The organism is Streptomyces hyaluromycini (genome assembly GCF_002217755.1).
Taxonomy (GTDB): Bacteria; Actinomycetota; Actinomycetes; order Streptomycetales; family Streptomycetaceae; genus Streptomyces; species Streptomyces hyaluromycini.
This window is the reverse complement of sequence record NZ_BCFL01000018.1, coordinates 924844-937781: the sequence shown is the minus strand read 5'-3', so window position 1 is coordinate 937781 and position 12938 is coordinate 924844. Positions and strand designations below refer to the sequence as shown.

The 12938-nt window shown below is 73.0% G+C and carries 11 protein-coding genes and 1 pseudogene; 6 read left to right on the top strand and 6 right to left on the bottom strand.

Annotated elements, in window-relative coordinates; translation table 11 throughout:
* Positions 1-64 precede the first annotated feature (64 nt).
* Positions 65-1405 carry a cation:proton antiporter gene (locus tag SSP29_RS17230; RefSeq protein WP_167449932.1) on the bottom strand — a complete coding sequence of 447 codons (1341 nt, stop codon included), beginning with the start codon at positions 1403-1405 and terminating at the stop codon, positions 65-67.
* 294 nt (positions 1406-1699) lie between these two features.
* Between SSP29_RS17230 and SSP29_RS52330 the strand changes: the two genes are divergently transcribed.
* From SSP29_RS52330 to SSP29_RS17215, 4 genes are all read left to right on the top strand, one after another.
* Positions 1700-2758, top strand: a complete 1059-nt coding sequence (locus SSP29_RS52330) for an RBBP9/YdeN family alpha/beta hydrolase (RefSeq protein WP_150134346.1) — start codon at positions 1700-1702, stop codon at positions 2756-2758.
* Entirely contained in the window at positions 2755-3864 is a 1110-nt protein-coding gene (locus SSP29_RS17220) for an effector-associated domain 2-containing protein (RefSeq protein WP_089101508.1), read from the top strand. Before SSP29_RS52330 ends, SSP29_RS17220 begins: the two co-directional genes overlap by 4 nt.
* A gap of 85 nt (positions 3865-3949) precedes the next feature.
* Entirely contained in the window at positions 3950-4120 is a 171-nt protein-coding gene (locus tag SSP29_RS58480) for a hypothetical protein (RefSeq protein WP_167449931.1), read from the top strand.
* Positions 4121-4142: 22 nt separating this feature from the next.
* Positions 4143-5939, top strand: coding sequence for an HEXXH motif domain-containing protein (locus tag SSP29_RS17215; protein WP_167449930.1), 1797 nt, complete (start codon positions 4143-4145; stop codon positions 5937-5939).
* 9 nt (positions 5940-5948) lie between these two features.
* On the opposite strand, the gene SSP29_RS17210 is transcribed toward SSP29_RS17215, so the two are convergent.
* Positions 5949-7112, bottom strand: a complete 1164-nt coding sequence (locus SSP29_RS17210; protein ID WP_089101506.1) for an FG-GAP repeat domain-containing protein — start codon at positions 7110-7112, stop codon at positions 5949-5951.
* Between the two features lie 74 nt (positions 7113-7186).
* On the opposite strand from SSP29_RS17210, the gene SSP29_RS58475 reads away from it, so the two are divergent.
* Entirely contained in the window at positions 7187-7327 is a 141-nt protein-coding gene (locus tag SSP29_RS58475; protein ID WP_167449929.1) for a hypothetical protein, read from the top strand.
* A gap of 318 nt (positions 7328-7645) precedes the next feature.
* Here the strand turns inward: SSP29_RS58475 and SSP29_RS58470 are convergent, their stop codons facing one another.
* From SSP29_RS58470 to fxsBH, 3 genes and pseudogenes are all read right to left on the bottom strand, one after another.
* On the bottom strand, positions 7646-7819 hold the full coding sequence (locus SSP29_RS58470) for a hypothetical protein (RefSeq protein WP_167449914.1): 174 nt from the start codon (positions 7817-7819) through the stop codon (positions 7646-7648).
* A 31-nt stretch (positions 7820-7850) separates the two neighbouring features.
* A pseudogene (locus tag SSP29_RS55720) lies at positions 7851-8384 on the bottom strand (KGGVGR-motif variant AAA ATPase); the annotation flags it as partial.
* A 349-nt stretch (positions 8385-8733) separates the two neighbouring features.
* Positions 8734-10857 (bottom strand): radical SAM/SPASM protein FxsBH, inactivated beta-hydroxylase extension form, encoded by a 2124-nt coding sequence (fxsBH, locus tag SSP29_RS17200; RefSeq protein ID WP_245883128.1) that lies wholly within the window; start codon positions 10855-10857, stop codon positions 8734-8736.
* 547 nt (positions 10858-11404) lie between these two features.
* Between fxsBH and SSP29_RS17195 the strand changes: the two genes are divergently transcribed.
* Positions 11405-12286, top strand: a complete 882-nt coding sequence (locus SSP29_RS17195; RefSeq protein WP_438363795.1) for a DUF4231 domain-containing protein — start codon at positions 11405-11407, stop codon at positions 12284-12286.
* A 42-nt stretch (positions 12287-12328) separates the two neighbouring features.
* Here the strand turns inward: SSP29_RS17195 and SSP29_RS17190 are convergent, their stop codons facing one another.
* Positions 12329-12865, bottom strand: a complete 537-nt coding sequence (locus tag SSP29_RS17190) for a hypothetical protein (protein ID WP_150134345.1) — start codon at positions 12863-12865, stop codon at positions 12329-12331.
* Positions 12866-12938 lie beyond the last annotated feature (73 nt).

Here is a 12938-nt window from a genome sequence, read left to right as displayed (position 1 = left end):
AGGGGCCGCCGGCCGGGCTCAGGGCCCGGACGGCTCGACCGGGGCAGCGGCGCTGCGGCCGGCGCTACGGCTGTGGCGTCGGCTCGGCGTCCACGGCGGGGGCCTGTCCGGGGCCCGGCGTCTGCTCGGGCGTCTGTTCGTCGTCGGGGCCGGTGCCGACGGGCCCGGCCGGCGACGCGTCGGCGGGACGGTACAGCGGGCCGATCAGCGGCCCGGTGGCCGCCGTGGTGAGGAGCGCCATCACGACCAGCAGCGCATACAGCCGGGGGCCGATCACTCCGGCCTGCAACCCCACGTTGAGCACGATGAGTTCGGTGAGCCCCCGGGTGTTGAGCAGCACACCGATCAGCAGGGAGTCACGCCAGGGCAGCCGGGCACCGCCCCGGGCCGACAGGGCGCCGGCGGTCACCTTGCCCACCATCGCGGCGGCGCATATCACCAGCAGCAGCACCAGGTCGGAGGCGTGCAGTCCGTTCAGCTGGACCGACATCCCGGAGATCGTGAAGAACACCGGCAGCAGCAGGCCGCCGGTCTCCTGGAGCGGACGCAGCACCTGGCTGTCCGGGGCGCCGTCGGACTGGCGGGGCATGATGATGCCGGCCAGCAGCGCACCGAAGATCACATGCAGTCCGAGCGCGCTGGTGGCCCAGGCCGAGGCCAGCGCCAGCGCGGCGGCGACGGGGACGTGATTGGTCATCAGGGCGCCGGGCCGGTGCATCCACCACTTCAGCACGGGCCGTACGACGACGAACATCACCAGCACGTACGCCGCCAGCAGCGCCACCTTGAGGCTCCAGGCCCGCAGCGAGCCGTCCTCGCCGCCGATCAGGGCGACGGCCAGCACCGGCCAGCTCAGCGCGTCGATGACACCGGCGGCGGCCATCGCGATCGTGGCGGGGCGGGTGCCGGCCAGTCCCTGGTCCCGGATGATGCTCGCCAGCACGGGAACCGCCGTGATGGACAGGGCGACCGCCATATAGAGGGTGAATGTCGCGTCGATCGGATGCCCGCCGTTCGCGGAGCGGAAACCTCCGGAATACAGCAGAACGATGCCGGCTCCGATAAGCATGGGAATCGCGAACCCGCTCAGCGAGACCGCGGTCACCGCGCCGCGATTACGCAGCTGGCCGAGGTCGAGTTCATAACCGACCGCGAACAGGAAGAGCACCAGTGCGACTTGTGCCAGGGAAGTGAGAATTGGCTTGATCTGGTCCGGGAAGAGGGTTTCGTACGCTCCTCCCGGGGCCAGGCCCAGCAGGCTGGGGCCGAGGGCGATGCCGGCGAATAACTGCCCGATGACGGAAGGCTGGCGCAGCTTGCGGGCGGCCGCTCCCAGGGCCGAGGACGCTGTGATCACCAGCGCGAGAGCTGCGACGACATGAGAGACAGTGGAGTCGATGCTCACCGGCATCCCCCTTCGGCAAGTGCCGCACCCTGTGGCGTTGTACACACGCAGTGTAGCCGGTGAGGGGGCAACTGACCTATTGTTGCGGGCGCTTGGAATATGCCGTTCTGGGGCGGGGGGTCGACGGTGACGACGGTCTTATTCGTACACGGCACCGGCGTGCGCGAGCCGGGATTCAGCGGAACTGTGGAAGTCGTACGGGAAGGACTGCGGCCGTTACGGCCCGAAGTCCGCATATCTTCCTGCTATTGGGGAGGAACTGCCGGATCGGTACTGCATTCGAACGGTATTTCCGTGCCGGGGTACGGGACCGGGCGTGAAGTACCGCACGCGGGCGCCCCCGGCGCACCGGAGGAGGCCTTCGACGAGGACGTCGAATTCTGGGGGCTTCTTTATCTGGACCCGCTGCTCGAACTGCGCCTGCTCACCGCGGAGACCACGGGGAGAACCGAGTCGGCCCCCGGCGCCCGGCCGCCGGGCGAGGCCCTCGCAGCGGCGGCCCCGGCGCTCACCGCGGACGACCGGCTGCGCCGGCTGCTGGACGCGGCGGGCATCGCGGAGGACTTCGCCGCCGCCGTGGCCGCCGTACTGACCACCGACGACTGCCGCCGCTTCCTCCGCGCCCCCGTCGAGGGTGCCGGAACCACCGAACTGGCCCGGGCCTTCGCGGCCGAGGCGGTGCGCCGCCGGACCGGGCGGCAGGGACCGGCCCCGGCCCTCGACGGCACCGCCCGCGACGAGGCGGTCGCCCGGATCGCCGCCCTGCTCCCCGGGCCCTCCGGCACCGGGGACGAACCCGGCACCCACCGCGGCCCGGTGACCCGGCGGATCAAACGGCTGACGGGCCGGCTGGCCCTCGGCCTGGCCTCCGCGCAGGCGGTCAAACGGCGTTCGGCGCTCACCGACGCGGCCCATCCGGCCGCCGGGGACGTGCTGCTCTACCTGGCCCGCGGCGGCCCGATCCGCGAGGCCGTCGCGCAGGCGGTGCTCGCGGCGGAGCCGCCGGTCGTGCTGCTCGCCCACAGCCTCGGCGGCATAGCCGCGCTGGACCTGCTGGTGCTGCGGCCGCTGCCGCAGGTCGCGCTGCTGGTGACCGTCGGCTCGCAGGCCCCGTTCCTGTACGAACTGGGGGCCCTGCCCAGCCTGGAGCCCGGCAGCCCGCTGCCCGCCCACGTGCCGCGCTGGCTGAACGTCTACGACCGGCGGGACCTGCTCAGCTACCTCGGCGCCGGCGTCTTCCCCGGCCGGGTCGCGGACATCGCCCTCGACAGCCGCCAGCCCTTCCCGCTCTCCCACAGCGCCTACTGGAGCAACCCCGAGCTGTACCGCGTGCTGGCCGGGGAGCTGCCGTGACCGCCGTCCGCCCGGACCGGACCCACGCCGTCGTCGTCGGCGTGGAACGCTACGCCGCCGGCCCGTCCTGGGACCTGCCGGGCCCGGCCGCCGACGCCCGCCGCTTCACCGCCTGGCTGCGCGGCCGCGGCGTGCCCGCGGCCCACATCTCCCTGCTGCTGGGCGCCCTGCCGGGGACGGGCGGACCCGAGGTGGACGTGCCCGCCGGGCCCGCCGGGCGGGAGGCCGTGCAGGAGGTGCTGACGCGCCGGCTGCCCGCGCTGGAGGGCGATCTGCTGTTCGTCGTCTGGGGCGGCCACGGGGTCACCGACCCGCAGGGACACCGCAGGCTCTTCTACGCCGACGCCACGGCCGACGACAAGCGCAACCTCGACCTGGACGCCTGGCTGACCACCCTCACCACCGACGCGCTGCCCGGCTTCCGGCGCCAGATCTGGCTGGTGGACTCCTGCCAGACCTTCGTCGAGGACCTGGGTTTCGTCCGCTCACTGCCCGCCGAACTCCCGTCCCGCGGCGACCGGTTGCCGGGCCGGGAGCAGTTCGTGCTGCTGGCCTCCGGGCCGGGGCAGCGAGCGGCCAACGACCCCGTGCTGCGGACCGGGGCGTTCTCCCGGGCCGTGCTGGCCGAGCTGGAGGCCTCGGACGACGAGAACTGGCCACCGGACATGGGCGCACTGGCGGACACCGTGATCGGACGGTTCACCGAGGGGGGACAGCGGCCCACCTCGCTCTGGTACCGGTCCGGGGCCGGCGACGTACGCCACTACGACTTCCCCGCCGCCCGGCGCCGGGAGGAACCGGTGCCGGACGCGGCCCTGTCCGAACTCGTCGCACTGCTGGCCGGATGGCCCGCCCTGGCCGACCGCGACCAGCGCCAGCTTGTCATCGGCATGCTGCCCGTCGACCTGGCCGGTGCCATCCCCCGGCTGGGAGCGGCCAGGGCCGACATCATCAGCATCGTCCGCACCTGCCGTCTGCACCCGGGCGGCCTGGCCGCCCTCGTCGAGGCGCTCGGCGTACTCGACCCGGGCTCGCTGGCGCAGCGCGAGCTGAAGGACTGGGCGGCCCGCCGGCTGAACCCCGGATCAGGAGGCTCACCGGCCTGATCACGGCCTTCCCGACATCTGGGCCATGCGTCATCATGAAGTCAACGGGTGGACGCTCCGAGGGGGATGGCGCATGAACACGCCCATGGAATCTGTGAAGTCCGAACTGCCCGATCTCAGTGAGATCGCCCTCTCCGGCCTCAGGTCGCAGAGCCCGGACGTCCATGCGCGCGCACTGGACCGGTTGCTGCGCCAGGTCGAACAGCCGAGGGTCAACTTCGCGGGCGGTGAGAACCCAACCAGGCGGGTCGACTGACGAACCCCGCGGAAGGAGCCATGTGCAGCAGGACGGTCGCTCGGCTCGCGCCCACGCCGCTCACCATGTCATCCCCTTGGCTCACCTGGACGACCTGGCCGCGGGCCGGGGAGGTCCGGAGACGGTTCGTTTCCTGCGGAGCACCGAGTACAGCAGGCGGCTCCTGCTGCTGAGGGCCCTGCTCGACGCCATCGCCGCAACCCCCGGTGCACTGGGCCCGCTGCCGCCCGTGGACACCGCGTGGGACACCCTGACGGTGGCTCAGCAGCGCGCCCCGGAGGACTTCGGGGAGCTCTTGCTGCACCCGCAGATCGGCGTCTGGCTGGGGCACAGCCTGCGCCGGCTCAGGCTCACAGCCTGGGGCGACGGACCTTTGTGGACCGACCTCGGCCATCTGTACGCGGTGTGCGCCGTCGCCGCGCTGCGCACGGGACTGCCATTGCGGACCACGGTGCCGTTGCGGGACGGAGCCGCGATGTTCCCCACCCTCGGGCTGGCCCGCCTGCCGGACCGCCCGCGGTGGGGGACGGCGGATGCGGTGGTGGAGGCCGGGCGGCTGAAGGTCGACCCGCACGGTGCCCGCGTGGGGCCGCCCGAGCCGCTCGGGACTCCCGACGGCGACGCCCCCGGCTGGCAGGGACTGCGCACGCTGCGGGCCGACGCGGCGGGCCGGCCGGTGACCGTCTGGCTGGACGACATCGACCCCTACCGGGAACTGAGCGAACCGCTGCCTCCGCAGCGCCTCGGCAAGGACGAGCTCGCCCGCTGGCAGGAACGGTTCGGTCTGGCCCTGGACCTGCTCGTGGCCAGCGATCCGAGCACGGCCGCCGCCATGGCGGAGGGACTGCGTACGGTCGCGGAGGTCCGGCCGACACGGCCCTGGACGGTGTCGAGCGCCTCCTCCGGCGACGCCTTCGGCGGTCTGCTCTCCTCGCTGCCGCCGGACCCGGCCACTTTCGCGGTCACGTTGGTCCACGAGTTCCAGCACACCAAACTGGGCGCCCTGATCCATCTGCTGACGCTGGAGCAGGACAGCGGGACCGAGCGGCACTACGCCCCCTGGCGCAACGACCCGCGTCCGCTGCGGGGGCTGCTCCAGGGCGCCTACGCCTTCCTGGGCATCACCGACTTCTGGAGCAGGTACCTGGACCACGCGCCGCAGGACGAACGGCCCCGGGTGGAATTCGAGTTCGCCCTGCGCAGGCGGCAGACCCAGGAGGCCGTTCACACCCTCGGGGCCGATCCCGCCCTGACCGCGCACGGCCGCCGCTTCCTGCGGGGCATGGCCGCACGGCTGCCCGCCTGGTGGTCGGACGACCGGATCCGGCCGGACATCGTCGCCCTGGCCGAATTCGCGGCCACCGACCACCGCACCGGCTGGCGGGTCCGGCACCTGGCCCCCGCCCCGGACGACGTCCGCGCCCTGGCCCGGGCCTTCGCCGCCGGTGCCGCGGTGGACGCGCACGTCGCCGCGTCCACCGTCGTCCCCGACCTCGCCGCGCCCTGGTCGCAGGCCCGCAACGGACTGGTCCGGCAGCGCCTCGGCGTGCCGGACACCGGCGACTGGCCCGTGCCGTCCGCCGCCGACCGCGCCCTGGTCGCCGGGGACCCCGACGCCTTCGACGCCTACGCCCGCCTGCTGGCGGGCGACCCCGAGGACCCCGAGGCATGGACCGGCCTCGTCCTCGCCCTCGCCGCCCGCCCGCTGCTGCACCGCCCCGAACTGCCCCGCGCGGTGCACCGCGAACTGCGCATGGCCGGCACGGCCGCCGACCCGCGCGACGTCGCGCTCTGGCTGGCCGCCGGAACGGCCGCCTGAGACGGGTGCTCAGTCGCAGGAGCCGGTGAAGACGTCCACCGCGTCGTCGCTGCTGCTCGCCACCACCAGGTCCGTCGTGCCGTCGGACGTCACGTCGGCGGCGGCCGCCGCGTAGGCGCCGTCCGCCGGCAGTTCGGTCAGCTCGCTCAGCGAGCCGCCCGCGGTGCCGGTCCAGACACCGACCGAGTTGCCGTTGAGGGACGAGACCAGGACGTCGGGGATGTCGTCGCCGTTGACGTCGGCCGCGTCGACGGCGACCGGCAGGGCGGAGGTGGTGTGGTCGACGGGGTCCTGGAAGGTGCCGTCGCCGTTCCCGGCGTAGATCTCCAGGGTGTCGGAGCCGTTGCTGACGGCGGCCAGGTCGGTGGTGCCGTCCCCGTCGAAGTCGCCCTCGGTGAGCGAGTACAGCCGCTGCACGCTGCTGTACGCGGTGACGTCGCCGAAGGTCCCGTCGCCGTTGCCGAGGGCCACGCTCACGCCCCCGGCGGTGGCGACGCTCGCGGTGGCGATGTCCAGGTCGCCGTCGCCGTCGAAGTCGGTGAGGACCAGCCCGTGCGGCCGGGTCACGGTCACCGTCTGCGAGGAGACGGTGAACGCACCTTCACCGTCGCCCAGCAGCAGGTTGACGCGCCCGGCGGACTCCTCGGCCACCGCGACGTCCAGGTCGCCGTCCCCGTCGACGTCGCCGGCGACCAGCGCGCGGGCGCCCGAGCCGACCGTGTACTGCGTGGCCGTCCCGAAGGCGCCGTTCCCGGTGCCGAGCAGGACGCTCACCGTGCCGCCGTCGAAGTCGGCGGTGGCGAGGTCCGGGTTGCCGTCGGCGTCGAAGTCGGCGATGACGGTCTGGTACGGCGCGTCGCCCACGGAGTAGTCCGTGGCCGCGCCGAAGGTGCCGTCGCCGTTGCCGAGCAGGACGGAGACCGAGTCGGCGGAGTTGTCGGCGGCGACCACGTCGGCGTTCCCGTCGCCGTCGAGGTCACCGGTCACCACGTGCCGGGGGTTGTCCCCGGTGCTCGCCGAGGTGTCGGACCGGGTGAAGGAGCAGGTGGTTGCGGTCGCCGTGGCCGGCTGGCTCGCCGACGCCACGGCGGTGACGCCCGCGGCGACCGTCAGGGCACCGGCGGCTGCGAAGGCCACGATGCGCGCGGCCCGGCGGTTCCTGTGTTTGCTCATGACCGGAGGGATGTCCTTCCGTGAGACGTGCAGAAGGTGTCTGTCATGGGCACCGGAACCTAGGGGCACCGCCTGTGATTCACGTGTTACCGGACCGTGGTTTCGCCGGGTATGCCACCGGCGCGGTGATGCTGCCCGGCGGTGCCGCCCTCGTCGTCCTCGGCATCCTCACCAGCGCCCTGTTCCTGCGCGGGCCACGGCCGGGACCCCGCTGAGCAGGCGCTCGCCAACTTTGCTGCCCCGCACCAGGCTTGGACCAGCCATGTGCGGGGCAGAGCCCTCCTACCGGACAGCAGGTACCGGTCAGGGCTCGGCAAGAGGAGGGCGTCATGGACGGTCGGATCCGCGTACGCGTTGTTCGTCGGCCCGCTCCCCGCGGGCAGGAAATCGACCGCAGGACGCCTTCCGGGCGCATCCTGCCGTACTAGGGAACCCGGATCGCCGTACGGAGCACGGGCGCACGGGCGACCCGCACCGGCCGCGGCCCGCACCCGCGTGCGGTGGCGGTTCGCGCGCTGATCCGCCGCGTGCGCTCACGCGGCCGGCGGCTCCAGGTTCCGGTACACCCGCCGTTCCTCCAGCGCGAAGCGGGTGATGCCGTTGTTCTCGCCGAGTTGTCGGCGCAGCCCTTCCAGCCGCCGGACGGCTTCCTCGCGCAGCACGTCGGCGCTGTGCTTCTCCCGCTCGCCCGCCCGGCGCAGTGACACCGCGAGCGACTTCGCGCACCGCAGCGTGCCCGTCCGGCCGGCCGGTGCGCGAGTCGATCAGGACGTAGTCGTAGGACCGTTTCATGCTGTCGCGCAGCGCCTCAAGGAACATGCCGCCGTCGAGGCGGTCGTAGAAGTTGTCCCACTCAAGCGACGACGCCGTGCCCGAGTCGGCGCGGAACCGGCGGCCCGCGGAGAGGAAGTCGAGTGAGCCGCCGTGCCCGAAGGCGAGTCCCTGCCGTTCGGGGGAGAGCGAGACCGCGTGCTGCTCGACGTCCGCGAACTCCAGGTACCAGAGGCCGGTGCGGCTGATGCCGTCGGTCGCCGCCCAGGCGTAGTCCTGGAGGATGTCGGTGACGCCCGCGGTGGCGGAGAGCACGTTGGGATCCAGGAACGGGTGGAAGAAGCGATCCAGCCCCGGGGCTTCCAGGTCCCAGTCCACGGCGAGGACCCGTTAGCCGTTGGCGGCGAGGATCCACGCCACGTTGGCCAGCGCCATCGTCCGTCCGGTGCCGCCCTTGTACGAGTAGAAGGTGATGACGCGTCCGTCCCTTGCGGCCGTCATGCCTCTCCTCCGGGGTCGTCTCCCGCCCCCGGGCCGGACGGCGGACACCGGTCCGCCGGACGGGGGTTGGGGAAGTGCCTGGGTCTGGTGTGGTCCGGGTCGTCGCTGTCCGGGCTTCGCCGCGGAGTGCGGGCGTACGACAGGAGGAAACAGGGCCGGTGGTCCGGAAATCGATCCTCCACCCGTTCGCCGGCGCCCACGCATCCCCCTGTCCGCTGACAAGCCGTCGGCCTGCTCCGCCGACGGTGCCCTACGACCGGAACCAACAATGTGCCCGACCGCACGCCATGCGGTTGGTTGCTATCAGGACAAAGAGCCGTCATATCTGGACATGTGGATCCTTGCGCGTTCAGGCGGGACGGTCCGCCCACTGCGACCACATGCGGGCCAGCAGCACGGCACCGGTCTCGGTCAGCTCGTCCGCCGGCAGCAGGGTGAGCGCGGTGAGGGCGCCGGCCGCCCTGTCGTACTCCTCCCGGCCGAGTTCCTCGTCCGCCAGGTCCAGCAGGGCGCCCGCGGGGCTGCCCGGCCGGTGCAGGTCGGCCGTCTCGCGCAGGGCGGTGAGGCGGGCCCGGCGGCCGATGCGCGGGAGCTCCCGGGCGAACTCCTCGGGTGTCACGTCGACCGCGACGCCCAGCGCCCCGAACCCGTGGGCGCCGAGGACCAGACCGCTGCCCGCCTCCAGCGGGGTGAGGACGGTGGGGCGGAACACGTCCGGGTCGGAGTGCCGGCGCGGTGCCTCCTTCGCCAGTAGCTCGTAGGCCCGGCTCAGCCGCTCCGGGAACTCGCCGCACATCAGTGGCGGGGCGACGGCGACGGGATAGCAGTCGCGGTAGGGGTCCGCGTCGTCGACCAGCGGGCCGTCCTGGGCCAGCAGCCGGCCCAGCGGGCGCCAGCGCGCGGAGGCAGGGCCCCCGTCGATCCCGACCCAGGTCCCGTCGGGATCCGGGGCGTGCCCGCCGCCGCGTACCCGGAAGGCGTCCGGTGCCACGGTGACCTCGATGCGGCCGGGGGCGTCCAGGCGGTAGGTGCCCCAGGTGGGCAGGTGCAGCCGGGTGCCGGGCTGGTCCCAGGACAGCGTGGCCGGTACCCCCGCCCGCAGGGCCGCGGCGGCGGCCAGTGCCATGAACCGGGCCGTGTCGGCGGGGTCGTGCAGGGAGCGCTGCAGGCTGGTGCGCACGTAGGGGTGCGCCAGCACCTCGTCCAGGTGCGGGGCGGTGCCGGGGTCGGCGTCCAGGGCCAGCAGCAGCCGCCAGGCGTCCGCCCAGTCCGGCTCGGACGCAAGGTGCTCCTGCGCCCGGCGCAGCAGCAGCCGGTCCAACTCCAGCTGGGCCCAGGCGAGTCGGGCCGTGTCCAGCACCGCGGGCGAGAAGGAGCGGTCGGTCACCCGGTCGGCGATGCCCTCGACCAGGGAGCGCAGATCGCCGCAGAAGACGCTGGGGTTGTCGAAGCCGTTCCCGGAGCTGTACCGGTGCCCGTACAGGCCGCCGCCGCAGGACCGCACCACCGGGCAGCGGCGGCAGGTGTCGCTGAGCCCGTCGACGCCCGTCTGCCGCGCCCGGACACCGGGGTGCGCGGCGAACTCCGCGAAGCCGTGCCGGAAGACGTCGTACCCCGTCTCCGGAGCGCCCGCGTAGGCGGTCTTGAGCCAGTCGGCCTGCTCGAAGGCGCCGTCCGTCTCGATCACGGCCAGGTCGTTCGGCGCCAGCCCCAGGGCCTCGGTCAGGGGCGGCCCGCCACGCAGCGTGCTGAGCACCGACTCGAAGGTCCGTACCGGCATCGGGCGGCCCTGCTGCTCCCAGCGGTCGAAGACCGCGAGCAGCCAGTCGGCGTACGGCGTGGCGGCCTGGGCCGGGTTGGGCGGCGGGGAGTCCCAGGTGGAGTGCGGAAGCAGGTAGTCGATCCGCGGCGGGGCCAGTTCGGCGAGGGCGTCGTGCACGGCGACCGGGTCGTTCGCGACGTCCACCGTGCACAGCACCCCGCTGAACAGGTGGCGGTACTCGGGCTCCTGGAGCAGCCGGATGCCGCGGAGCACGCGGTCGTGGCTGCTGCGGCCCCTGTGGTCCAGCCGGTGCCGGTCGTTGGCCGCGCGGTCGCCGTCGAGCGACACGCTGACCCGGACCCCGAACTCCCGGCAGACGTCCAGGTGCCGTCGGTTCAGGGTGACCGCGTTGGTGTGCATGCGCAGGTCGAGCGCGGTCAGCGGGGAGAGGGTGCTGGTCAGTTCCGCGCAGATGTCCCGCAGCCGGGCCGGGCCGACCAGCAGCGGCTCGCCGCCGTGCAGGATCACCGAGACGGACTCCAGGGCCCGCGAGCGGGCGTACTCGGCCAGCCGGTCGGCGACGGCGCGCACGGTCTCCGGGCGGATGAAGGTCGGGCGGTTCCGCCAGCTCTGGTCGGCGTGCTGGTACACGTAACAGTGGTCACAGCGCAGGTCACACCTGCTGTGGATCTTGAGGACCAGCTGTCTCAGAGGTGGGCTGCCGGGAAGCCTTCGGCGTCCAGCGGCTGTTGCTGCCCCGTCGGCGCGCTGCCTCACGTCAGCCCTCCTCGCTCAGCAGGCCGAGTTGAACGTGACGGGTCGGTCCAGACGGTGGCCGTTCAGGCTGGTCACGCGGCTCACGGTACGTGCGGCGGCCGCCGTGCACGGTCCGATGTCCGCAAGGCGCGTACGCCTTGAAGTGCAGGTGGGGGCGGGGGAAGGACGGCTGACTGACTTCACCGAAAGGATCATGATGGCGGCTCCGGTTCGGATAAGTGAAGCTGCTGTTGTGCCAGTGACTGTCGGGGTCGCAACTCCTCTTCGGTACAAGGGATTTACGAACCTTGGACCAGTCTGGCCATGCTGACGCGGACCCTATACCAGGAAGGCCTGGCGAACCTCTTGTACCCGGAGCGGCTTTCCGTCCTCATTGATTCTGGAAGTCTGTTTTTCGGGGGCGCGCGCAAGCCTTCGGGGGCGCGCGGTGAATTCGGGGGGCGTCATGGGGGCCGCTATCTCTCCCATACCGGGCACCACGGTGGGCGCACAGGACCTGCCGCCGCTGTTCCAGGTGAGCGACCAGTGGGCGTTGCACCATCAGAGTGACTCGTTCCGGGCGGTGCGTACGCATCTGCTGCTGCTCCTGCTGGCCACCACGGCCGCCGTCCTGACCGAGCAGGCGTCAGGGCACTTCATGACCGTGCTCGCCGCCGTGCTGTACGGGCTGACGATAGCCCTGGGCCTGAGCACCTCGCGCCGTCGCTCCCGGACCCACTGGCAGGCGCACCGGGCGGCCGCCGAGCTGCTGAAGTCGCTGGCCTGGCAGTACATGGTGCACGGCGGGCCCTTCCACTCCCATGTCGCCGACCCGGACGCGCTCTTCGCGGAGCGCGTCGAGGAACGCCTGCGCGAGCTGCGCAAATGCGGCTGGGAGGACTCCCGCAGCGACCCCGGGGAACGGGGCGGAGGGCAGATCACACCGCGGATGCGCGCCGAGCGGGCCAAGTCCTACGCGGCCCGCCGGGACCTCTACCTGCGCGACCGGCTCCTGGAACAGGCCGTCTGGTACAAGAACCGGTCCGTCCGCGCGCATCGCGCCGCCGCCCGCTGGTCCTCCGTCACCGCGGCACTGACCCTGTTCGCCCTCGCGGCCGCCCTGCTGCGGACCGTCGGCCTGCTCGGCGGCGCCGACCTCGCGGGGCTGCTCAGCGCGGCCGCCGCGGCGGGTGTCGCCTGGCAGGAGGTGCGACGGCACGGCCCGCTGACGCACGCCCACTCCCTCATCGAACAGGACCTGGAGACCGCCCGGATCGCCATGGCCACGACGGTGACCGAGGCGGGCTGGGCCGAGGCGGTGGGGGAGACGGAGCGACTGATGTCCCCGGCGCACACGGAGTGGCTGGTGCGCTTCGGCGCCTGACGCCCTCTCATGGCGGCGCCGCGACCGGCGGGCCGGCTCGGGTCAGTCCCGCCGTAGCCCCGTCTGCCACAGCACCGTCACCGGCACCCCCCTGCGCCGTGCGTAGGCCACCACGTCGCCGGTGCCGCCCGGGCCGCGCGCCGGGCGGCCGTCCCATACGGCGATCAGGTGGTCGGAGTGGTCCACGATCCAGCAGCCCGCCGCGAAGTAGGCCTGCTCGTGCGTCGCCTCGCGGGGCAGGTCGACGCGGTTCGCACAGGACCGCAGGATCCTGCGGTACGTGCTCCGGGCCTGCTCGTCGCCCAGGTGGGCCTCGTAGTCCATGCCGGGGATCACGGCCGTCACCGGGACGCCGTGGGCCAGGGCGATGTCCGCGAACAGCTGGTCGGCGCCGGCCGCGAGGCAGCTGAGGGCCTCCCACGCCACGTCGCTGCGGCTGAACTGACTCCGCAGGGCCGAGCGGACGAGGGGCAGGACGGACGGGGGGAGCGCACGGTGTCCGGTCACGCCGACACGGGTGACGGTGAGGCGGGGGGCCGCTGCCGCCTCGTCGAGATACTCGGTGATATCGGTTGTCACGGAACGTCCCCTCCCGTCACCAACAGTGAGTCCAGCCTAATCCAGGGGTGACAAGGAGCACAGGGGGCGCATC

Excerpts from the sequence above, each read along its gene's own strand:
- SSP29_RS58480 (WP_167449931.1), top strand. The coding sequence starts at position 3,950 with ATGGAATCTGTGAAGTCCGAACTGCCCGATCTCAGTGAGATCGCCCTC.
- SSP29_RS17210 (WP_089101506.1), bottom strand. The coding sequence starts at position 7,112 with ATGAGCAAACACAGGAACCGCCGGGCCGCGCGCATCGTGGCCTTCGCA.